The following is a 21,417-nucleotide window of genomic DNA, read 5'->3' as shown; positions in this document are numbered from 1 at the left end:
GAGCCGGGGGCACACCGACGCCGACGGGGTGCGGCAGGATCAGCGGTTGTCGAAGTGGGAGTCGAAGGCGGCGTCGGGCAGGTCGTAGACGTGGCTCCGGGCGTACGCGAGGGCGAGGGGAGCGCCGGTCAGGCGGTCCATGCCGGAGTCTTCCCACTCAATCGAGATGGGGCCGGTGTAGCCGATCTGGTTGAGGGTGCGGAAGTAGCCGTCGAGGTCGGCGTCGCCCAGACCGGCGGAGACGAAGGTCCAGCCGCGGCGCGGGTCGTCCCAGGGCAGGTGGCTGGACAGGCGGCCGTTGCGTCCGTCGAAGTGGGTCTTGGTGTCCTTGCAGTGGACGTGGTAGATGCGGTCGGCGAAGTCGGTGAGGAAGACGGCGGGGTCGATACCCTGCCAGATCATGTGGGAGGGGTCCCAGTTGATGCCGAAGGCCTCGCGGTGATCGATAGCCTCGAGGGTGGCCTTGGTGGTCCAGTAGTCGTAGGCGATCTCGCTGGGGTGGACCTCAAGGGCGAAGGTGACGCCCTCGGAGTCGAAGACGTCCATGATGGGGTTGAAGCGGCGGGCGAAGTCCTCGTAACCGTCGGCGATGACGTCGCTTCCGACCGGCGGGTACATCGCGACGTACTTCCAGATCTTGGAGCCGGTGAACCCCGTGACGACCTTGGCGCCGAGCTTGGCGGCGACCTGGGCGGTGAGCGTGAGCTCCTCGGCGGCCCTCTGACGCACACCCTCGGCGTCGGACTCGCCGGCGCCCCAGACGCGCTCGTTCAGCAGACCGCGGTGGCGGAAGTCGATGGGGTCGTCGCACACGGCCTGGCCGGTGGAGTGGTTGGAGATGGCGTAGACCTCAAGGTTGTGACGCGCCAGGTTGTCCTTCCAAGCGCGGCAGTAGTCGTCATCCTCGGCGGCGCGGTAGACGTCGAGGTGGTCGCCGGCTACGGGGACCTCCAGGCCGTCGAAGCCCCAGCGCTGGGCCAGGTCGCACACCTGCTCGAAGGGCAGGTCCACCCACTGGCCGGTGAAGAGATTGATGTTCCTGGGCATGACACTGCTCCTTCGCAGACGAGATGAGGGCGACGACGGCGGTCGCGGTGGTGTGACGGTAGGCACCCTGGGTGCCTCCGAACCAGGCATCACCCACCCACTTCTGCGTGGTGGGAGCAGAAGCGGGCGCCGCCGGGCGACGCCTCAGGCCCCGCGCTCGGACAGTCAGGCGAAGGAGGCTCTGCCCGCGTCGCGGACGTCGCCGTCGTCGAACGTGATGACCGTGACCGGGTCCCGTCGGCCCGTCTCAGCGGCGCGCGCCGTCGAAGAGCGCCGAGACGGCCAGGACGGCCGCCCCACGGCGTTCGTCCTCAAGCCCCTCCGACGTCACCGAGATCCTGAGGTTCCGCGTCGCCAGACCCAGGGCCCGCTCCTTAACGATCCGCTGCGCGACCTCGAGGAAGATCGGGCAGGCCTGCGGCATGGGGCCGGCCAGCACCACTCGGGCCGGGTTGAGCAGGGAGACAAGCATCGCCAGCGCATCACCCACCGCCGTCGCCGAACGGACCGTGAGCGTCAGGCACTCCGTGTCCCCGGCGGCGACCCCCGTGATGACATCCTCGATGCTCAGCTCTCCGGCCTGCTCAAGACGCCCACGCAGGAAGGGGCTCACACCGTCGTTGGCGGCGCGGCGCGCATCGCGCAGCACCGCCCAGCCACCCGCGACCGCCTCCAGGCAGCCCGTGCGCCCGCAGCGGCAGATCACCTGGTCGCTCGTCGTTACCCGCACGTGCCCGATGTCCCCGGCGGCGCCGTCGGCCCCGTGGTGGATGCGGCCGGAGGCCAGCAGTCCCGCGCCGATGCCGGTACCGACCTGCACGTAGAGCAGGTCCTCGCTCATGTCCTGGCGCTCGGCGGCCGCCGCGAGGAAGCCGGTGAGCATGACGTTGACGTCATTGTCGACGACGACCGGCACCCCCAGCAGCGCCTGGACGGTCCCGACGACGTCGAAACCGTCCCAGCCGGGCATGATCGGTGGGGCGATGGGGCGGCCGCTGTGCCTGTCGACCGGGCCGGTGAGGGAGATCCCGGCGACCCTCACCTGGCCGTGCGCGGGCCAGTCCTTCTCGGCGCGGGCCAGGAGCACCCTGAGGCGGGCGGCAGCCTCGGCGAGCGTGGCCTCAGGGCCGCGAGCGATTGGCCAGTCCACGACCTCGGAGACGAGGGTGGCGCCGGACAAGTCCGCGACCGCCAGGCGCAGGGTCGTGGTGTGCACGCCGATGGCCAGGGCAAGGCCGGCCTCCGCCCGGAAACGCCAGGTTGCTGGGGCGCGGCCGCCTGTGGAGGGGGCGGAGCCGTTCGGGGTCAGCAGGCCCGCGTCCACGGCGTCATTGATGAGCACGGAGACGGTGTTGCGGCCCATGCCGGTGGCCTCCGCGATGGCCTGGCGGGTGACGGCGCGGCCCGTGCGGATGAGGTTGGTGACCGTCAGGACGTCGGGGGAGACCCCGGCCAGTGGGTGGGCGGGTGCAGTGGTGGAGGGCGTGTGCGCCATGTCAGTGCCCGTCGTGCGGTGGATGAGGCGGCGAGTGAGCGCCGACCCGATTGTATGGCCCGGGCGTGCTTCAGCGGTGATCGTGCACAAGTCCGACGATGTCCGTGTTCCGCCTGCCCCGCCCGCGCCACATATGCACTTAACATGCATAAGTGGTGCGTCCAGGCCTGGTTCGGTCCTCGCCGTCGTCATAACCTCAACGCAGCCCGGGGACGTCACCCGACAACATCCCGGCAGCCGCGGCTACCACGCACGGGCCATCCTGCCCGTGGGTCTGCCGGCCGCACGATCCCCCAAGGACGGGGGAGCTCCGACGAAGGGACGGTTTCATGGCCATCAAGACGGGCGTGTCGCTGTACTCGCTCCAGGACGCCTACGGCCGTGGAGGCCTCGGGGTGGACGGCGTGCTCGACGCCGTCGCCGCCACCGGCACGCAGGGCGTGGAGATCCTCTCCGACCAGATGGTGCGCGGCGCCGCCCGCGCCACCGACGAGACCATCGACGCCTTCAACGCCTCGCTTGACCGCTCTGGCCTGACGCGCGTCGCCAACGACATCTTCATCAACTCCTCGCTGTACAAGAACCGCTGGCTCACCCTCGAGGAGCAGTGCGAGCTGCTGGCCGCGGACCTGCGCCTGACCCACCGCCTCGGCTTCCACCTCGTGCGCGTCGTGTCCCAGACGGACCCCGGCGTCATCCGCCGCGTGCTGCCCCTGGCGGAGAAGCTCGACGTCGCCCTGGCCGTCGAGGTCCACGCCGGCATGAGCTTCGACCACCCGCTGACCGCCGCCTGGATCGAGGAGATGAAGACCGTCAAGCACCCGCTTGTGGGCCTCGTCGTCGACTTCGGCATCTACTGCCAGCGGCACCCGCGTGTGTCAACCCGCTACTTCCAGCAGGCCCTGGGGGTCAACGACGACGTCGTCGCCTACATCGACGACATCTTCGCCTCGGGCACGGACCCGCGCCAGTTCTTCCCCCGTCACCCGGACAACCCGGACGACTACATGTTCCCGGAGGAGCTGACCCGCCACTTCAAGCACTTCCAGGACCGCTTCTACTGCATGATGTCGACCGGCTACGAGAACACGAGCCTCGACACCCTCGACGAGTTCGCCCCCTACATCAAGTCCTTCCACGGCAAGTTCTGGGAGGTCACGGACGAGGGCGAGGAGTACTCGATCGACTACGGGCGCGTCTTCGAGCGCCTCAACCGGATCGGCTGGGACGGCTTCGTCTGCTCCGAGTACGAGGGCCAGCGCTTCGCCCTGCCCGGCGAGCCCATCCACGACATCGAGCAGGTCGCCAAGCACCAGGCCATGATGCGCGCGCACCTCAACGACGGCCTCAACTGAAAGCGAGAAGGAAGCATGTTCGACGGCTACATCTTCACCGAGGGCTCCCTCTCCAATGTCGAGGTTGACGGCAAGGTCATCGGCTACGAGATGCGCACCCGCATCCCCTACTACCGCGGCATCCCCCTGTCGATGGTCCACGACGTCGAGGTCGAGGTTGATGGCACCGCGGTCCCGCGCGAGGACATCCGCTTCACCGCCGACGGCGGTGAGCACTGGTGGACCCTGGCCGAGATGGAGACGGTGACAACCTTCCGCTGGGAGTACGAGGACGAGGCCACCGTGCGCGTCCTGGCCCCCGGCGGCCTTGCCCCGGGTGACCACGAGGTCCTGCTGCGCGTGTCCGCACGCGTCGCCTACATTCCCGTCCCCTTCTCCGGCGAGATGCGCCGGAGGGTCACCATCGGCTGAGCCCTCCCCCTCCATCTCCACCGCCGAGCCCCGAGCTTTCACGCCGACACCTGAGGCCTCTCGTCAGGTCTCAGCGTGAAAGCTCGGGGCTCACGCACACCTGAAAGGAACATGTCATGTCCTGCACCCCCGCGACCCCAGGGCTCCTGCTCGGCGGCCAGCTCCACAACTCCACGTCCTCCGACCTCGCCCGGGCCCGGGAGGTCTTCGACCGGGTGGTCGCGCTCGGCGGCAACGCCGTGACGGCCACCGTCTCCTGGCACCTCGTCGAGCCGGAGGAGGGCGTCTACGACTTCAGCGGCGTCGACCCGCTCGTCGACATGGCGCGCGAGCGCGGGCTCGCCCTCACCCTGCTGTGGTTCGGCGCCTACAAGAACGCCGCCTCCACCTACGCCCCCCGCTGGGTGCGTGCGGATGCCTCGCGCTTCCCGCGCGCCGAGCTCGGAGCGGCGAGCGCCGGCCCGAGCGCCTTCTCCCGCCCCGGGACGCCGGTCCTGTCCGTCTTCTCCGCCGAGCTGCGCGCCGCCGACCGCCGCGCCTTCGAGGCCCTGACGGCGCACCTGGCCTCCACCGGCGCCGCGCAGGCCGACGGCGGCCCGCTCGTCATGCTCCAGGTCGAGAACGAGACCGGCCTGCTCGGAGCCGGACGAGACCACAGCGCCGTCGCCAACGCCGCCTGGGCGGCGCAGGTGCCGACGACCCTCACCGATTGGCTGGCCGCCCACCCCGACGCTCGGGGGACCGCCGCGCGCCTGTGGCGCGAGCACGGGTCCCGCTCCGCGGGCACGTGGGCCGAGCTCTTCGGCCAGGACGCCTGGGCCGAGGAGACCTTCATGGCGGCGGGCTTCGCCGCCTACTGCGGTGAGCTGGCGGCGGCCGGGGCCGAGCGCCTGGACGTGACGTACTACGCCAACGCCTGGCTCGGCCCGCAGCCCGGCCAGGACCTGCCCGGCCAGTACCCGTCCGGCGGCCCCGTCGGCGGCCAGGTCGACGTGTGGAGGGCGCTGGCGCCCGCGCTCGCCTTCCTCGGCCCGGACGTCTACGTCGACGACGTCAAGACCGCGCTGGCCCCCTACGTCCGCGGCGACAACGCGCTGGTCGTGCCGGAGTCGCGCCTGGCGGTCGGCAACCTGTTCTGGGCGCTGGGATCGGGCGCCGTCGCCTTCAGCGTCTTCGGCGTCGACGACGTGCGCACCGACGGACAGCTGGCCGCCGCCTACCGCCTCCTCGGTGGGGCGGGCGAGGTCATCCGCGCCGCCCAGCGCGAGGGGCGCGTGCGCCCCGTGCTGCTGGAGTCCGGCGAGAGCGCCGTTGTCGAGCTGGGTGGGCTGAGGTGGACGCTGCGCGGCAGCATGGACGTGCTCAAGGCGATGTTCCTCGACGCGGGCGTCGCCGTGCGCACCGAGGCCGCCGAGGCCCCGAGCGAGTCCGTGGGTGACGCGCTCGTCACCTCCCCGGCGGACACGCGAGCCACGGCCGTGCTCGTCGACCTCGGCGGTGACGAGCTGCTCGCCATCGGCCAGGGGCTCATGTTCGAGGTCGAGGGGGCGGACGGCTCGCTCGTCGAGATCGACGACGCATGGGAGGGCGCCTACGTTGACGGCGCCTGGGTTGCCGGGCGCAACCTCAACGGGGACGAGCGGCTCAACCTGCTGCCGCCCGACTCGCTGGGCGCGGTGCGCCTGAGGGTGCTGCGCCGCGGCTGAGCGCCGCGCCTGCCCCTCCGGCCCGGGTACCTGCCCCTCCGGCCCGGGTACCTGCCCCTCCGGCCCGGGTGCCCGCCCCTCCGGCCCGCCATCACCCAAGGTTGCACTCATCTCACAGCTTTGCACGCGTGAAAAGCTGTGAGATGAGTGCAACCTTGTGAGGTCGGCGGTGGCTGAGGTCGGCGGTGGCTGGGGTCGGCGTCGGCTGAGGTCGGCGGTGGTTCAGGATGTGGGCGGAGTCGCGGAGCCCGCCTCCGCCAAGAGGAGGGTGAGGGCGTCGATCAGGTCCGGGATGTCGGACACGGCTGTGTCGTAGACCCTCTCGTCAACCACTGTGGCGTAGCCGTGGATCAGAATGTTGCGCATCCCCACGGCTTCTGCCAGTCGCGGGACGCGAGCAGCAGTGCTCGGATCGATGTGGCGGAGTCTGCCCAATGCCTCGCCGGCAATCTCGAACTCGCGTTCGACCGCGCGGCGGCGGAGGGCATCCTCGAGGTAGTCCGACCGATCAACTCCGGCGATGAAGTGAGAGATCGCCGTAGCGGCTGAGCGCGCGTCCCAGAGGAGTGCTGCCGAGTCAGGATGCATAGACGTCGACTGCCTCGGCGAGCGCGCGACTCGCAAAGTAGGGATTGCGTATGGCTCGTGACTCCACCAGATCGACGCGCCGCCTCGAGATGCGCTCGAGCTCCTTCTGGAGGGCGAGCACGGGCGCGATCCCACGACGCGCATCCGGGCCGAAGTCGACCAGGAAGTCGAGGTCACTGGTGGCCGGGTTGAAGGAGTTGTCGGTCGCGGAGCCGAACAGCCGGAGCCGCACCACACCGTGGCGTTCGCACACCTCGGCGAGCGCCACGCGATCCAGTGGGAGCGTAGCCGACATGGTGCGAGGGTACCAGCGGACTCACACAGTTGCACCGGTCTCACGGCTGTGCACGTGTGCAAAGCTGTGAGATGAGTGCAACCTTGTGAGGTCAGTGGTGGGGCCGTCTCGTGAGGGCGGTGGTGGGACTGCCTTGTGAGGACAGTGGTGGGACGGTGTGAGTGCGGTGGTGGGTGCAGCTTCAGGCGTCCTGGCGCTTGTGGGTGACGAGCTCGTCGACGCCGACCGGTGAGCCGTGGGCGAGCCAGGTGTGCATGACGTGAGGGGACAGGAGGCGGTCGGCGGCCAGGCGACAGGCGCCGATGAGGGCGTCGTCCGGGTCGCCCATCCGGATGCGCAGGCGTTCCGACGTTGAAGGCAGCACCCGTCGGCGCAGCGCCTGGCCGACGACCTGAGCGAAGAGCTGCCCCGACGCCGTAACGTCACCGCCCAGCACGATCTCGCCGGGGTTGTACGTCGTCGTCACGACCGCCAGAACGATGGCAAGGCGGTCGGCCGCCTCCGTCGCGATGCGCACGCAGACCCGATCGCCCTGGGCGACGCCGCGAAAGACGTCGATGTCGCGGATCTCGTTCTGCTTGCTCATGACCGCACGCAGGTAGGAGGAGGTTTTCAGCGCCTGCGGCGTGGAGGCGGCCTGCTCCATCGCGCCGCCGGAGACGACAGTCTCCAGGCAGCCCCGTCGGCCGCAGCGGCACGATGGCCCGCTCGCCCCGGCCATCTGGATGTGGGCGATCTCGCCGGAGGCAGCGCCCGCCCCGCGGTGCACCTGCCCGGAGGAGACGATGCCCATGCCCAGTCCCAGGGAGAAGCGGATGTAGAGCAGGTCCTTGGGTGCGCCTACGCGTGAGGCTGCGGCCAGGGCCATGAGGTTGACCTCGTCGTCGACCCACACGGACAACTGGAGGGCTTCGGCGAGTGTGCGGCGCAGTGGCAGACCGGTCCAGCTGGTGAGGCCGTTGGTGCCGGCCACGGGGCGCACGATGCTGCCGTCGCGGAAGTCGACGGGTGTGGGCAGGCCGACACCGACGCCCCACGGCGGGGGCAGGTCCGGGCGGGCGGAGCGCAGGGTGGTCAGGTGTCCGACGGCGTCAGCGAGCACCTGGGCGGGCTCGTCGAGGAGCCCGGCGTCCCAGGTGACGCGCTCGAGCACATGGCCGCCGATGCTCATGAGCGCGGCCGTCGTCCGGCGGTAGGACACGGACAGGGTGAGGATCGTGGCGGCGTCGGGGTTGAATCGCCACATCTCGGGGGCGCGCCCGCCGGTGGACACGCCGCGCCCGGCCGGTACGAGCAGGCCCATCTCGACGGCGGTCCTCAGGCGCCGGTCGACGGCGTTGCGCCCCATGGACAGGGACTCGACGAGGTCGGCTCGGGCCACGCCCTGCGGGTAGGAGCGGGCCTGGGCGATGAGGTCGGAGAGCTGGGTGACGTGGACGAAGGACGGTGGGCGCGGGGCACGGCGGTGGGGCATGGGTGCGGCCTCTTCGCCTGCGGCGCGTCCGGGAGTGTCCTCGTGCGTCGTCACGCGAGGAGTGTAGCCAACGAGGAAGGGTTCCTTGAAGGATCCGGGGTAGGCCCTGGGTCCTATGAGTGCTGGAGATGCGCCAGTTCACCTGTTCTTATGCACATCAGGTGCAAAAGCCGAGGGTGAGGCGTGGCGATCCGCTGTCTGCTTGCGTTGACTGAGGTTCAGAACGCGAGGGTTCTGACACAGGTGTCAGGACCCGGATGTTCCGGGCAGAGCTGCCCGAAGATCGCACACAGAAAGGCCTGTCATGACCACCCAGTCAGAGGCTCCCGCCACGAAGGGCGGCCAGGTACCCCTCAGGGAGAAGATCTCCTTCGCCTTCGCCGAGTTCGGATCCCAGTTCATTTGGTCCACGCTGGGGACGTTCCTGCTCCCGTTCTTCACCGATGTGGCGCTCATCGCCCCGGTGGCAGCCGGGAACATCCTGCTCGTCGCCCGCGTCCTCGACGGCATCCAGGACCTCGGCTTCGGCTACATCGCCGAGCGCACCACGTCTCGTTGGGGCCGCTTCCGCCCCTATGTCATCTTCGGCGCCCCGGTCGTCTCGATCTGCATGATCCTGACCTTTACCAGCCCCTTCGACGGGCAGGGCGCGAAGATCGCTTGGGCGGGCGTCACCTACGTCCTCATCTGCTTCGCCTACACGGTGGCCAACATGTCCTATGGCTCGCTGGCCGGTGTCATGACCACCGACTCCGGTGAGCGCCTCACCCTCAACTGGATCCGCTCTCAGGGAGGCAATATCGCCTCGCTCCTCCTTCAGACGGTGACACCGTTCCTCCTCGTGTACTTCGTTGCGACGGAGGCGGCAAAGGACAAGGGCTTCGACAGCCGTTCGTTCCTCATCACGATGACCATCTACGGTCTGGTCACCTTACCGATGTTCCTCATCACCGGCTTCGGGGTCCGTGAGCGCATCACCCTCACGCCTGAGCAGCAGAAGGTCTCCTTCCGCGAGACCGTCAAGGCCGTGGTCTCGAACAGTCAGCTCGTCATCATTTTCCTGTTCATGCTGATGATGCTCATCGGCCTCTTCGGGCGGATCGGTGTCATGCTGTTCTACGCCCGCGATTACCTTGGGAACCCGCTTCTCATGGCGTCGCTGATGCCAGCTTTCCAGATGGGCACCATGGCGGGTCAGTTCTTCCTGCCACCGCTGGCTCTCAAGCTCGGTAAGCGCAACATGCTGATCGGCTCCCTGTTCAGCTCAGGCGCAGTCCTGCTGGCCATCTTCTTCATCGGCGACGGGCAGGGGTTGGCGGTACTGACGGCCCTCCACTTCGCCTACGGTCTCGCCGGATTCGCCGCCCCCATCGCCCTGTCCATGGTGCCTGACGCAGTGGACTACTACGAGGACAAGACCGGCATCCGCGCCGACGGCACCTCCTACGCGGCTGTCTCCCTGTCGACGAAGTTCGCCTCCGCCATCGGTGGTGCCCTCACTCTCTACATCGTCGGGTTGTTTGGGTACGACGGCGCCGCCCAGCAGCAGACGGCCGAGGTCATGACCGGCATCAACATCGCCGCCAACCTCATGCCCGCGATCATGGCGTTCCTGGCGATCATCCCGGTCCTGTTCTGGAAGTTGTCGACCAAGAAGATGGCGGAGATCGCTGCCGAGCTCGAGGTCAAGCGCGCCGCCCAGGCCGATGCCCTGGCCCACGGCCTGAGCCGTGACGAGGCCGAGGCCGTCGCCGAGCACGCCGTCGAGGAGGCCGAGTCCTGACCCGGCGGGGCGCCGTCGGCAACTCACACCGCCGACGCCGCCGCCGTCGGCAATCAACGCCGGGACAACCGGACACCACCACCTGCTGACCGCCCCGCCGGCTCAGGCACCAACCGTTTGGGTCGTGGCCCGGGCACACCGCCCGGCCACGGCCCCAACGAGCACACCCCCACCGCTCACCGAGGAGCCCGCCGTGACCGCCAACCGCACCACCCCCGTCGCCCCCGCAGACCAGCTCACCGACGCCCAGCGCGCACGCATCGAGAAGATCCTCGCCTCCCTCACCTGGGAGGAGAAGCTCGCCCAGATCCAGGTCACCTTCAAGATGACCCTCGACGAGTGCCTGGTAGCCGCCCGCAGCGGCATTGGAGCCCTCTTCTGGCCCGGCGATGCCGCCGACACCAACGCCGTCCAGCGCGCCGCCGTTGAGGAGTCCGTCCACGGCATCCCCCTGCTCATCGGTCTCGACGTCATCCACGGCCAGCGCACCATCTTCCCCATCCCCCTGGCGATGGGCGCCTCCTTCACCCCCGCCTCCGCCCGCTCCTGCGCCGCCGTCTCCGCCGCCGAGGCCCGCAGCGGCGGCGTGAGCTGGACCTTCTCCCCGATGATCGACGTTGCCCGCGACCCCCGCTGGGGCCGAGTCGCCGAGGGCTTCGGCGAGGACCCCCTGCTCACCGCTGCCATGGGCGCCGCCATGGTCGAGGGCTACCAGCACGAGCGCCTGAGCGAGCCCGGCACGCTCGTGTCCACTGCCAAGCACTACATCGGCTACGGCGCCGCCGAGGGCGGGCGTGACTACAACACCGTCGACATGTCCCACCAGCGCCTGCGCAGCGTGTACCTGCCGCCCTTCAAGGACGCCGTGGAGGCCGGCGTCGGCTCCGTCATGGCCTCCTTCAACACGGTCAACGGCCGCCCCGTCCACGCCAACCACCGCCTGCTCACCGACCTGCTCAAGGACGAGCTCGGCTTCACCGGCGCCGTCGTCGGGGACGCCAGCGGCGTCGAGAACCTCGTGCCCCACGGCGTCGTCACCGACCTGGCCGAGGCCGCCACTACCTCCCTGCTCGCCGGACTCGACGTCGAGATGGGCGCCCACCTCTACGACCCGACCGCCCGCCCCGAGTCCCCCGCCCTACTCGTGAATCCGAGCCCCGAGCTCGTCGCGCGCGTCGACGACGCCGTCCGCCGCGTCCTCGCCCTCAAGATGGCCCTCGGCCTCTTCGACAACCCCTACGTCGACGCCGACGCCGAGATCACCGCCCCCACCACCGACCACCTCGCCGCCGACCGCGCCGTCGCCGAGACCTGCCCCGTCCTGCTCACCAACGACGGCACCCTGCCGATCGCCTCCACCGCCCGCCGCATCCTCCTCGCCGGCCCCGCCGCCACCCACACCGACCACCTCGGCGCCTGGGTCCAGCACTTCGCCGCACCCCCGGCCCACGGCCTCGACGTCGCCCTCGCACAGGCCCTCGCCCGCGACGCCGCCGCCCGCGGACAGGAACCGCCCGCCCTCACCGTCCTCGGCGGTCAGGACCCGCTGGGCGTCACCGAGGAGGAGGTCGACGCCGTCGCCACCGCGGCCGCGGACGCCGACCTCGTCATCCTCGCCCTCGACGAGCCCAGCCAGCTCACCGGCGAGGCCACCTCTCGCGCCGACCTCCACCTGCCCGGCGGCCAGGCCGCCCTCGTGCACGCCGCCGTCGCCACCGGCACCCCCGTCGCCGTCGTCCTCGTGGCCGGACGCCCCCTGGTCGCCGAGGAGTGGATCGAGGAGCCGGGCGCCGTCCTCATGGCCTGGCACCTGGGCACCACCGCCCCCGAGGTCATCGCGGACATCCTCACCGGCGCCGTCAACCCCTCCGGCCGTCTGCCCATCGGCTTCCCCCGCCACTCCGGCCAGCTGCCGGCCACCTACGACGCGCACGAGAACACCGGCCGCCCCGCCACCCGTGGCGGCGAGATGGTCAAGCCCGCCTTCGACATGGGTCTCGACGGCCCGGCCAACCTCGAGGAGTTCTTCACCTCCAAGTACCGCGACCTTGAGCTCGGCCCCCGCTTCCGCTTCGGCCACGGCCTGAGCTACACCTCCTTCGAGTACCGGGGCGCCGCCCTGTCCCGCTCGAGCGTCCCCGTCGCCGAGCTGGCCGACGGCGAGGGCGTCGACGTCACCGTCACCGTCACCAACACCGGGGATCGCGACGGCGACGAGGTGGTCCTCCTCTTCACCCGCGACGTCGTCGCCAGCCTCGCCCCCGCCGTGCGCCGCCTGGCCGGCCTCACCCGCGTGAGCCTCACCGCCGGGCAGTCCACCGAGGTCACCCTGCGCCTGGAGCACCGCCATCTGGCCCTGTGGGACGACGACGGCGCCGGCTGGCGCGTCGAGCCCGGCGACTTCGAGATCCGCCTGGGCGCCGACCCTGACGCCACCCCGCTTACCCTCACCGTCACCGCCTGAGCGCCCCCACCGGCAGACAAGAGAGGCACAGACATGCGTACCGCACGCACCAACGGCACGACCCGTGACGGCGCCCCCGTCGTCCTCAACGACGCCCCCGAGAAGCTCGGACGCCTGGCGGGCGTCCACGCCGAGCGCGTCCACGTCCTCGACGGCCTGCCGCCGCGCGGCCCCGCCTTCACCGCCGCCCACCAGGCCCAGGCCGCCCTCTACGACCGGCCCGTTGAGCCCATCGACCTGCCCGAGGTCGAGCGGCGGGACGAGGCCGCCCCCGGCCCCCACGGCGAGGTGCCCGTGCGCATCTACACCCCGTGCCGCCTGGCCGAGCCCGACGCCGAGGGCCGACGCGGCGCCGTCGTGTGGATCCACGGGGGTGCGTTCATCTTTGGCGACCTCGACACGGTTGAGGCCGACCACACGGCCACCCGCCTCGCCGACGCCACGGGGCTGCCCGTCATCAGCGTCGGCTACCGGCTCGCCGGCGGTGGCGTGCACCACCCCGTGCCCCATGACGACTGCTGGGCCGCCTACCGGTGGGTGCGCGGCGGCGGCCACGGCCTGCCCACCGACCCCGAGCGCGTCATCGTCGGCGGAGGCTCCGCCGGCGCCTGCCTCGCCGCCTCCGTCGGTCTCCACGGGCGCGACGCCGCCCTCGCCCCCGCGGGGGTCCTGCTCATCTACCCGCTCCTCCACTACCCGCTGACCGAGCCGAGTGGGGAGCTCGCCGCCGTCCTCGACACCCTGCCGCCCCTCCTCTACGCCGGGCCCGAGGCGAGCCGGGTGCAGAACGACGAGCTCATGGCGATCCTCCTCGGCCCCGCCATGACCGACGTCGAGCACCTCGACTACGCCATGCCCGGCAACGCCGACGACCTCACCGGCTACCCGCGCACCTACATCGAGAACTGCGAGTGCGACGCGCTGCGCGCCTCCGGCGAGCGCTTCGCCGCCCAGCTCGCCGAGGCCGGCGTCGACGTCGAGACCCACACCGTGGCCGGCGAGACCCACGGGCACCTGTCCGTCCCCGGGCTGCCCTCCGCCACGACCACCTGCGAGCACGCCACCGCCTTCATCACCGACGTCGTCCACTGAGCCCACGAGGAACCACCATGAGCACCACCCCCGTCTGGGGCCACGGCATCGAGAACCAGCGCCGCGCCAACCTTGGCGACGGCACCTACCGCAATCCCGTCATGGGCGGCGACTACCCGGACCCCACCGTTCTTCGCGTGGGGGAGCGCTACTACATGACCTTCTCCTCCTTCGAGTCCAGCCCCGCGATCGTCCTCTTCCGCTCCGAGAACCTGGTGGACTGGGAGCCCGTCGGCCCCGCCCTCAAGGAGCCCTGGGGCAGCGTCTTCGCCATGGACCTCGTTGAGCACGAGGGACGCTTCTACCTCTACATCCCCTTCATACCCACCTCCTGGTCGAGGCTGGACGCCCCCACCATCGCCGTCATGTGGACCGACGACATCGAGGGCGACTGGCAGGGCCCCATCGACCTCGGCATCCGCGGTTACATCGACCCCGGCCACGCCGTCGGGGACGACGGCGAGCGCTACCTCTTCCTCAACGGCGTGGACCGGGTGCGGCTGAGCGACGACGGCCTGGCCACCAAGGGCCCTATCGAGCACGTCTACGACGGCTGGCACTACCCCGGGGACTGGGTGGTCGAGGCCTACTCCCTTGAGGGGCCAAAGCACGTCGTGCGCGACAGCTGGCACTACCTCGTCTCCGCCGTCGGCGGCACCGCTGGGCCCGCCACCGGCCACATGGTCATCGTCGCCCGCTCGCGCAGCATTGACGGGCCGTGGGAGAACATGCCCACCAACCCGCTCCTGCGCTGCACCGACGCGGCCCAGCCGTGGCACTCGCGCGGCCACGGCACCCTCCTTGAGGGGCCCTGCGGCCAGTGGTACGTCGTCTACCACGCCTACGAGAAGGATGCCCAGGGTCTGGGCCGCCAGATCCTCGTGGAGCCCGTGGACTGGAGTGAGGGCGGCTGGCCCGTCGCCCGCGGTGGCGACCTCGCCGAGCCCCTGCCCCTGCCCGGCGGCGGCACCGCCGTGCGCCCCCACGGTTTCGCCCTGTCCGACACTCTCACCGAGCCCAGCTGGGGCTGGCGCTGGACCTTCGACCAGCCCGGAGCCGACGAGACCGAGCGTGCCGCCTTCGGCCCTGAGGGTCTGCTCCTGGCTGGCAAGGGTGAGGGCCCGGCGTCGTCGTCGCCGATGACCCTGCGCGCCCCCGACCGCTCCTACCGCGTCGAGACCAGCGTCGAGATCGTCGACGGCGAGACGACGGCGGGCCTCCTGCTGTTCTTCAACCACCGCCTCTTCCTCGGCCTCGAGCTGGCCGCCGGGCGCCTCCAGGCCTGGGCCGGCGGCACTCGCACCTGGGGGCACGAGTCGCTGGAGGAGTCCGTCACCGCCCTCGAGCTGGCCATCACCAAGCGCGAAAGCATCGTGGACATGTACTACCGCCTGCCCGGGGCTGGGGAGTGGAGGCACTACCCCCTGACCCTCGAGTGCTCCGGCTATCACGCCAACACCGTCAATGACCTGGTGTCCCTGCGTCCGGCCCTCTTCGCCGCTGGGGACGGCCACGCCCGCTTCAGCGGCGTGACCTACCGGGCCCTGTGAGCCCCGGTACCCGGCGCCCGGCCCCGGCCTCCGGCACAACCGTCCGGCCTGGGGGTGAGGAGCATCCGGTGTCCGCACTGACGACGCACAAGGTCGACACCAACGACGCACAAGGAGATACGATGACCGCTGGCAGCGACCGGGACGACCTGCGCCACCCCGTCAGGCGCACGACCCTCACCGCCGAGCACCTGGCCGACCCGCCGCGCACCGACCGCCCCGGCACCCGCTGGTGGTGGCAGTTGCCCACGCCCGTCGCCGAGCTCATCGAGGAGCTGCGCGCCATCGCCGCTGCCGGCTTCGGCGAGGTCGAGATCGCCTTCTCACCCGGCTTCTGGGCCGACGACGCCCAGCGCGAGGCCCTGGCCGCCGTCTTGTCGGAGGCCGCCCGCCTCGACGTCGGCGTCGCCATGACCCTGGGCGCCGCCTGGCCTCTGCAGACTCCCAATACGACCACCGGGACCGAGCATGCCGGCCAGGAGCTCCAGTACGGCGCCACCTGGGTCGAGGGCGCCGGCACGCGCCTGACCACTCCCGTGCCCGCCCCCTTCGACGACCCCGACCGTGAGCGCGGCGGCCGCCTCGTCGCCGTCGTCGCCGCCCGCGTGCTCGAGCGGGGCACGCCGCCGCGCGTCGTCCCCTCCTCCCACCCCTGGGGTGAGCCGACGGCGATCGTGGAGCCCGAGCGCTCCACCCTCGTCGACGCCACCAGCCTCACCGTGCTCACCGGCGCCGTGCGCGGCGAGGGCACGAGCGCCGTCGTCTCCTGGCTGCCCGGCAAGGGCACCTGGGCGCTCACCGCCTTCTGGTCGCGAGACTCCAAGCAGGGTGTCACGAGCTTCCTCGACGCCGACGCCGCCCGCGCCGCGCTCGCCTGGCTCGACGAGCACCAGATCGGCGCCGCCGCCGACGCCCTGCACGCCGAGGACTCCACCGCCACCGAGCTCTTCGAGGACTCCCTCGAGCTGAACGCCGACTGCCTCTTCTGGTCACCCACCATGCTCGAGCGCTTCATCGACCGCCACGGCTACGACCCCACTCCCTACCTGCCGCTGCTCATCGCCCACGGCCAGTGCCGCTTCTGGGTCCCCGAGGCGCCCCCGCGCCCCGACTTCGCCCCCGCCACCGCCGACGGCACCGCGACGGACCTGGGGCTGCGGGTGCGCGCCGACTACGAGCGGCTCCTCACCGACCTCTACACCACCGACCACCTCGCCCTCATCCAGGACTGGGCCGTCGGCCACGGCATGCGCCACAAGGCCCAGGCCGCCTACGGCCAGAACCTCGAGCCCGTACGTTCCTTCCGTGAGCTCGTGCGCTGCGGTGGGCGCGCCGAGGTCGAGTCACTCAACTCCGGCGACCGCATGCCCATGTCCACCGCAAATCCCACCTGGCGCTTCAGCACCGACTGGCAGCGCTGCTGCGTGGCCGGCGCCCACCAGGGCGGGGCCGTGCGCGTGTCCACAGAGCTCGGAGCGCAGATGGACGCGTGCTATAACGCCAGCCTGTCCGGCTACCGCCAGATGCTCGACAAGGAGTGGGCGCTGGGTGTCACCAAGCCCGTCGTCCACGGCTTCGCCGCCCAGGCTCCGGACGCTCCCTGGCCCACCCAGGGGCGTTTCGGCACCATCGTCTCCGAGTCGTGGAACCACCGCCACTTCCCCCAGTGGGACCTGTGGCCGGCGCTGACCCGCTACTGGGCGCGCGGCACCGCGGTACTCGAGACCGGCACGCCGCGCACCGACGTCGCCGTCTACCGCGACGGCTTCCTCACCACGGCCGCCCGTGGCTCCGCCGCCGACGACGCCACCGCCCCCGACGCTCTGCTCGACGCCGAGCCGCTCGAGCGCGCCGGCTACGGCGTGCAGGTCCTCGACCCCGTCGGCCTGGCCGAGGCCGGCGCCCTGGGGCAGGACCCCACCGGCGCCACCGTCCTCTTCCCCGACGGGCCCGCCTACCGGGCCCTCGTCGTCGCGTCCGAGTCGCTGACTGCCGACGCCGCCCGCGCGCTCGCCGACGCCGCCGAGGCGGGCCTCGCCGTCGTCGTCGTGGGGACCCCGCCCGACCGCGACACCGGCTGGGGCGGGCGCGAGCGCTCGGCTCAGGTGGCCGACGACGTCGCCCGGGCCCTGGCGGCCGTGCGCACCCGGCAGGTGCCCGGCTGGGACGAGGTCCCCGGCGCGCTCACCGACCTGGGCGTGCGCCCGCGCGCCGGCTGGCGGGGGCCGGCCCTCCTGTCCCAGGTGCGCGACTCCGACGAGGGGCGCTACACCCTCGTGTACAACCCGAGCGCCAGCGAGGTCGTGGACCTCGTGCTCGACGTCGAGGGCGAGGGGGCGGCCGCCGTCGTCGACCTCGACGCCGGGGCACTGCGGCCGGTGGCGGCCCGCGCCGCCGAGGGACACACCCTCATGGACCTCGCCCTGGCACCGCTCGGCCTGGCCGTCGTGCGCGTGGGTGAGCCGGTCCCGTCCGCCGGGGCCGAGCCGCAAGCGCCGGTGCGTGTGGCCGGGGCGCTCGTGGGGACCGGGGCACGTGTCGAGGCACTGGCCCCCGACGGCCAGGACCTTGGTCTCATATGGGGCGACCTCGTCGTCACCACTGAGGAGGAGACAGGCGCGCGCACCCTCACCGTCTCCGACCAGGGCCCCGCCGACTGGCGCGAGATCACCGGCCTCACGGACGTCTCTGGCACGGGCCGCTACCGCGCCCGTGTCACCGGGGTGGACGGCGCGCCCGTCCCGGCCGAGCTCCTGGCCGGGGCGCGTCTGTGCCTTGGGCGCGTCGGCGGCGTCGCCACGGTGAGCGTGGGCGGGAGCCTGCTCGCCACAGTGCTCAGGTCCGATGACGTCGTGGAGGTCGGCAGTGCGCTCGCGGCCGAGGTCGCCGCGGGCCGGGAGCCGGTCATCGAGGTCGAGGTCCGCACGACCCTGCGCAACGCCACCCTCGCCGCCGACGTCTACATGACGGGCCCGTGGGCGGTGGAGTACCCGAGCGCGCCCCACGGTCTGCTCGGGCCGGTGCGCCTGCTCGTCTGAGCCAGTGAAAGCTGGCCGGTGGTCTCACAGAAGCCCGAGTCTCCGTAGCAGGTGCGGCATGGTGGTCGAGGGGCACGGCCCTTGTGTGTCGATCGCAGGCTCACTGACGGTGGGCAGGTGGCACCGGTGCGCCGCGTCGCTCATGGCGTCCCAGGGGAAGTCAGCTGGAAGGTTCTTGGTGCTGAGCCCCGTCAGAGCGCGGTAATGTGCCTGGGCCTCCGTCTGATTCTGGTAGTTGCGCACCGGCGCGTAGTGGGCGTTGAGCCACACCTCGAAGCACGGAACTGAGACGATGCCGTGCACTACGGTTCGTCGGCTGCACAGCCCCCGACACTCCTTGAGGAACTCCTGTCGGTCGATCCCGTCATGGTCGACGACGATCCACACCTCTGTGTAGGCGCTCAGGTCCCAGCGATCGCCCTTGAGGTCCTTGGTGAGCGTGAGCGGATCACCGTTGATGAACTTCGACGTCACCGAGTACTTCTTACGGTCCACGTGTCGACCGAGGCCGGCGAAGTAGGCCGTCTCCGTAGTCCTGCCGTTGGTGACCAGGAGGACCGTGCGCCGCTCCTCCTCCTGCCGCTTCCGGCCCCTGCGCTGGCGAGGTGGCATCTCAACGGCCGTCCGTCATCGACATGACGAAGTGGCGGATGGAGGAGGTATCCACGCGAGGGATGGCGCCGAAGGCGCCGGCGAGATAACGGCGCTGCTTGTTCGTGCCTTTTCGAGTGCTCGTGAAGTCCGCGAGGGACAACATCTCACTGGCGCCGTCGGCGTTCTTCTCGCACAACCAGACCTCACCGCTGTCGAGGAGCTGGGTGGGGGAGTTGTCGAGCAGTGAGGTGTCATGGGTGGTGAACACGATCTGGGCGCCGCGCGTGTTGAGGTCCGGGTCCTTGAAGAGCTCGACGAGTGTCGCCGTGAGGGTCGGGTGCAGGCTTGCGTCGAGCTCGTCGACGACGAGGACCTGACCCAGTCGCAGGGCGTCGACGGCGGGACCGACCGTCGCCAGCCAGGTCTGGGTCCCTTGGCTCTCCCGGCGGACGGGTAACCGGTACTCCTCGCCGTCGGCGCCGGTGTGGCGGAAGACGAGGTGGCGCTGGAGCCTCCTGAGCAGCTCGTCAGGGATCTCGGCGTCCTCGTCCTCGTTCCTGAAGACACGGCGGAGACGCTCAAGCACCTCCGGAGGAACCTCCCGCTCCTCGAGCTCAACGCCGACGATGCCAAGATCGGCGGCCTGCGCGATGGCGTCCACAATCGCCGCCCACTGCTCGGGGTCCTCCGCCAGGCGGCCCATGACCCACTCGAGCCGGGCTGAGCGCTCCATGTCGCTGTGGTGGATGAAGCGCATGGCCCGCAGGCTGCGCGCGACCGGCGCGAGTGTGGCGTGCCTGTACCTGAGGGCCATCGCGAGGAAGAGGTCCTTGATCGTCGTGATCCGGCTGACCTCGTGGGTGGCGCCCGTGAGCGAGGCGCCGGCCTCAATCGTGGGGGAGTTGTCGCCCTCAGCCTGGGTGCGGATGAAGATCTTGCGCCAGCGCTGGCTGGCGGCCCACAGCTCCTCGCGCGAGATGCCCCAGGCGTGAGCCTCGACGCTGTAGCGGTAGCGCTCACCCTCGTGGGTGAAGGTGATGGCATAGCGTGAGGGCTGGGTTGCACGCTCATGGTCGAGGACGAACGGCCGATGGAGGAGGGTCCGTCGGCCGCCGACGGCGTGGTGCAGGCGGTTGAGGGCGCCCATGAGCGTGGACTTGCCGGAGGCGTTGGCGCCGAAGAGGGCTGCCACCCGCCAGGTCTGCTCCTGCCATGAGGAGCTGGGGCGCGGGGTCAGGGTCTTGAGGGAGGTCCGGGTGAGATCGAGGGTCGCCTCCTCGGCGTAGCAGCGGTAGTTCTCCACCGTGAAGTCGAGCAGCATGACAGCATGCTAGCGCGAACGCTCCGATATGGGAAGAAATTTCCCTGAGTGCGCTCCTCCTGTCGTGGGTCGGGTACCTCCGGAACATCACCGCCAGTGGCGGTAAAATGTGGCGGTGATCGGCGTCGCATTGACGTCGGAGGGATCCGGAAGCGGATAGGAGCCGGATGGACTACACGCCCCCTTTCGCCCGCACCCCCGTGATCGACGACCTCTGCATGGAGATCGCCGAGTACGTGGGGTCGCTCGGCCCCGCCTCCCCCTTGAGCACGAGCCCCCGGCTGCACCGGGAACTGCGCATCCGCACGATCCGCTCCTCGCTCATGATCGAGGGAAACCAGCTCTCGCACGACGCTGTGACCGCGATCATCGACGGCAGGCGCGTCCTCGGGCCCGCGCGGGAGATTCGTGAGGTCGAGAACGCCAACCGCGCCTACGGGCTCGTTGAGGAGCTCGACCCGTACTCGCTCGCCGACCTGCTTCGGGTCCACGGCGTCATGATGGGCGGCATCATCGTCGACGCGGGACGGTTCCGCGACGGTAATGCGGGGGTGTTCGACGGCGACCGGCTCATCCACGCGGGCACCCCCGCCACCTATGTGCCCGAGGTCATGGCGGACCTGTTCGGGTGGATGGCTCGTACGGATATGCACCCGCTGCTCGTGTCCTGCCTCTTCCACTACGAGTTCGAGTTCATCCACCCCTTCAGCGACGGCAACGGGCGGACCGGACGCTTGTGGCACACGCTGCTTCTGGCCCGCTGGCGCCCTGCGCTGGCATGGCTGCCGATCGAGACCGTCATCCGGGAACGGCAGCAGCGCTACTACGAGGCGCTTGCTCGTTCGAACGCGGCCGGCTCGGGCGAGGACTTCGTGGCGCTGATGCTGACGGTCATCCGTGACGCCCTGCTGCCCTACGCCGCCACCACTGGACGAACTATGGCAGAGGACCGTTCAGAGAGGGCGTTGATGTTCCTGGCCGCGCACCCGGCGGCGACGGTGGCGGATCTGGCCGATCACCTGGACTGCTCGCGCAGGACGTCCGAGCGCGTCATCGCCGCCCTGCGCGCCAGCGGCGCCCTGGTGCGCGAGGGCAGCGCCAGGGCGGGCAGGTGGACGGTCGTCGACCGCGGCGGGGAGTCGTCTGCTGGCTGGTGAAGCGACGGATGTCGGCGGGGAGTCGTCTGCCAGCCGGTGAGGTGACG

General features: G+C 70.8%; 16 protein-coding genes. 9 read left to right on the top strand and 7 right to left on the bottom strand.

Annotated features, from left to right (window positions below):
- Window positions 1–39 precede the first annotated feature (39 nt).
- Both ID810_RS11175 and ID810_RS11170 read right to left on the bottom strand, forming a co-directional pair.
- The gene (locus ID810_RS11175; RefSeq protein WP_166857187.1) at window positions 40–1,047 is read right to left on the bottom strand and encodes a sugar phosphate isomerase/epimerase family protein; all 1,008 of its coding nucleotides are present in this window, start codon (window positions 1,045–1,047) and stop codon (window positions 40–42) included.
- Window positions 1,048–1,294: 247 nt separating this feature from the next.
- On the bottom strand, window positions 1,295–2,542 hold the full coding sequence (locus ID810_RS11170) for an ROK family protein (RefSeq protein WP_166857189.1): 1,248 nt from the start codon (window positions 2,540–2,542) through the stop codon (window positions 1,295–1,297).
- Between the two features lie 329 nt (window positions 2,543–2,871).
- On the opposite strand from ID810_RS11170, the gene ID810_RS11165 reads away from it, so the two are divergent.
- The 3 genes from ID810_RS11165 (at window position 2,872) to ID810_RS11155 (ending at window position 6,014) form a co-directional block, all read left to right on the top strand.
- A complete protein-coding gene (locus tag ID810_RS11165) occupies window positions 2,872–3,897 on the top strand; it encodes a sugar phosphate isomerase/epimerase family protein (protein ID WP_166857191.1) in 1,026 nt (341 codons plus the stop codon).
- Between the two features lie 15 nt (window positions 3,898–3,912).
- The gene (locus ID810_RS11160; RefSeq protein ID WP_166857193.1) at window positions 3,913–4,308 is read left to right on the top strand and encodes a C-glycoside deglycosidase beta subunit domain-containing protein; all 396 of its coding nucleotides are present in this window, start codon (window positions 3,913–3,915) and stop codon (window positions 4,306–4,308) included.
- Between the two features lie 116 nt (window positions 4,309–4,424).
- Window positions 4,425–6,014, top strand: coding sequence for a DUF5597 domain-containing protein (locus ID810_RS11155; RefSeq protein ID WP_166857194.1), 1,590 nt, complete (start codon window positions 4,425–4,427; stop codon window positions 6,012–6,014).
- Between the two features lie 222 nt (window positions 6,015–6,236).
- On the opposite strand, the gene ID810_RS11150 is transcribed toward ID810_RS11155, so the two are convergent.
- The 3 genes from ID810_RS11150 to ID810_RS11140 form a co-directional block, all read right to left on the bottom strand.
- Window positions 6,237–6,602 carry a HepT-like ribonuclease domain-containing protein gene (locus ID810_RS11150; RefSeq protein WP_166857196.1) on the bottom strand — a complete coding sequence of 122 codons (366 nt, stop codon included), beginning with the start codon at window positions 6,600–6,602 and terminating at the stop codon, window positions 6,237–6,239.
- The gene (locus ID810_RS11145) at window positions 6,592–6,897 is read right to left on the bottom strand and encodes a nucleotidyltransferase family protein (protein WP_166857198.1); all 306 of its coding nucleotides are present in this window, start codon (window positions 6,895–6,897) and stop codon (window positions 6,592–6,594) included. Before ID810_RS11145 ends, ID810_RS11150 begins: the two co-directional genes overlap by 11 nt.
- Window positions 6,898–7,078: 181 nt before the next feature.
- A complete protein-coding gene (locus tag ID810_RS11140; protein WP_166857200.1) occupies window positions 7,079–8,425 on the bottom strand; it encodes an ROK family protein in 1,347 nt (448 codons plus the stop codon).
- 250 nt (window positions 8,426–8,675) lie between these two features.
- On the opposite strand from ID810_RS11140, the gene ID810_RS11135 reads away from it, so the two are divergent.
- From ID810_RS11135 to ID810_RS11115, 5 genes are all read left to right on the top strand, one after another.
- Window positions 8,676–10,154, top strand: a complete 1,479-nt coding sequence (locus tag ID810_RS11135; RefSeq protein ID WP_166857202.1) for an MFS transporter — start codon at window positions 8,676–8,678, stop codon at window positions 10,152–10,154.
- A gap of 193 nt (window positions 10,155–10,347) precedes the next feature.
- Window positions 10,348–12,618 (top strand): glycoside hydrolase family 3 N-terminal domain-containing protein, encoded by a 2,271-nt coding sequence (locus ID810_RS12690; RefSeq protein ID WP_196781503.1) that lies wholly within the window; start codon window positions 10,348–10,350, stop codon window positions 12,616–12,618.
- A 33-nt stretch (window positions 12,619–12,651) separates the two neighbouring features.
- Entirely contained in the window at window positions 12,652–13,710 is a 1,059-nt protein-coding gene (locus ID810_RS11125; RefSeq protein WP_166857204.1) for an alpha/beta hydrolase, read from the top strand.
- Between the two features lie 17 nt (window positions 13,711–13,727).
- The gene (locus ID810_RS12685; protein ID WP_166857206.1) at window positions 13,728–15,260 is read left to right on the top strand and encodes a family 43 glycosylhydrolase; all 1,533 of its coding nucleotides are present in this window, start codon (window positions 13,728–13,730) and stop codon (window positions 15,258–15,260) included.
- Between the two features lie 122 nt (window positions 15,261–15,382).
- Window positions 15,383–18,298 carry a glycosyl hydrolase gene (locus ID810_RS11115; RefSeq protein ID WP_166857207.1) on the top strand — a complete coding sequence of 972 codons (2,916 nt, stop codon included), beginning with the start codon at window positions 15,383–15,385 and terminating at the stop codon, window positions 18,296–18,298.
- Between the two features lie 24 nt (window positions 18,299–18,322).
- On the opposite strand, the gene ID810_RS11110 is transcribed toward ID810_RS11115, so the two are convergent.
- Together ID810_RS11110 and ID810_RS11105 are read right to left on the bottom strand one after the other, a co-directional pair.
- On the bottom strand, window positions 18,323–18,910 hold the full coding sequence (locus ID810_RS11110) for an RloB family protein (RefSeq protein ID WP_166857209.1): 588 nt from the start codon (window positions 18,908–18,910) through the stop codon (window positions 18,323–18,325).
- A 1-nt stretch (window position 18,911) separates the two neighbouring features.
- Complete coding sequence (locus ID810_RS11105) at window positions 18,912–20,213, bottom strand: AAA family ATPase (RefSeq protein ID WP_166857211.1); 1,302 nt, start codon at window positions 20,211–20,213, stop codon at window positions 18,912–18,914.
- 167 nt (window positions 20,214–20,380) lie between these two features.
- On the opposite strand from ID810_RS11105, the gene ID810_RS11100 reads away from it, so the two are divergent.
- On the top strand, window positions 20,381–21,370 hold the full coding sequence (locus ID810_RS11100) for a Fic family protein (protein ID WP_166857213.1): 990 nt from the start codon (window positions 20,381–20,383) through the stop codon (window positions 21,368–21,370).
- Window positions 21,371–21,417: the final 47 nt, after the last annotated feature.

It is taken from the genome of Actinomyces respiraculi (assembly GCF_014595995.2).
GTDB classification, from domain to species: Bacteria; Actinomycetota; Actinomycetes; order Actinomycetales; family Actinomycetaceae; genus Actinomyces; species Actinomyces respiraculi.
Note: the sequence above shows the minus strand (reverse complement) of the source record. Positions and strands in the feature narration are given on the sequence as shown.

Bases quoted from the DNA above. Each gene is read 5' to 3' on its own strand.
- ID810_RS11125 (WP_166857204.1), top strand. From the start codon at position 12,652: ATGCGTACCGCACGCACCAACGGCACGACCCGTGACGGCGCCCCCGTC.
- ID810_RS11105 (WP_166857211.1), bottom strand. From the start codon at position 20,213: ATGCTGCTCGACTTCACGGTGGAGAACTACCGCTGCTACGCCGAGGAG.
- ID810_RS11115 (WP_166857207.1), top strand. From the start codon at position 15,383: ATGACCGCTGGCAGCGACCGGGACGACCTGCGCCACCCCGTCAGGCGC.
- ID810_RS12685 (WP_166857206.1), top strand. From the start codon at position 13,728: ATGAGCACCACCCCCGTCTGGGGCCACGGCATCGAGAACCAGCGCCGC.
- ID810_RS11145 (WP_166857198.1), bottom strand. From the start codon at position 6,897: ATGTCGGCTACGCTCCCACTGGATCGCGTGGCGCTCGCCGAGGTGTGC.
- ID810_RS11110 (WP_166857209.1), bottom strand. From the start codon at position 18,910: ATGCCACCTCGCCAGCGCAGGGGCCGGAAGCGGCAGGAGGAGGAGCGG.
- ID810_RS11150 (WP_166857196.1), bottom strand. From the start codon at position 6,602: ATGCATCCTGACTCGGCAGCACTCCTCTGGGACGCGCGCTCAGCCGCT.
- ID810_RS11160 (WP_166857193.1), top strand. From the start codon at position 3,913: ATGTTCGACGGCTACATCTTCACCGAGGGCTCCCTCTCCAATGTCGAG.
- ID810_RS11175 (WP_166857187.1), bottom strand. From the start codon at position 1,047: ATGCCCAGGAACATCAATCTCTTCACCGGCCAGTGGGTGGACCTGCCC.
- ID810_RS11135 (WP_166857202.1), top strand. From the start codon at position 8,676: ATGACCACCCAGTCAGAGGCTCCCGCCACGAAGGGCGGCCAGGTACCC.
- ID810_RS11155 (WP_166857194.1), top strand. From the start codon at position 4,425: ATGTCCTGCACCCCCGCGACCCCAGGGCTCCTGCTCGGCGGCCAGCTC.
- ID810_RS11100 (WP_166857213.1), top strand. From the start codon at position 20,381: ATGGACTACACGCCCCCTTTCGCCCGCACCCCCGTGATCGACGACCTC.
- ID810_RS11165 (WP_166857191.1), top strand. From the start codon at position 2,872: ATGGCCATCAAGACGGGCGTGTCGCTGTACTCGCTCCAGGACGCCTAC.
- ID810_RS11170 (WP_166857189.1), bottom strand. From the start codon at position 2,542: ATGGCGCACACGCCCTCCACCACTGCACCCGCCCACCCACTGGCCGGG.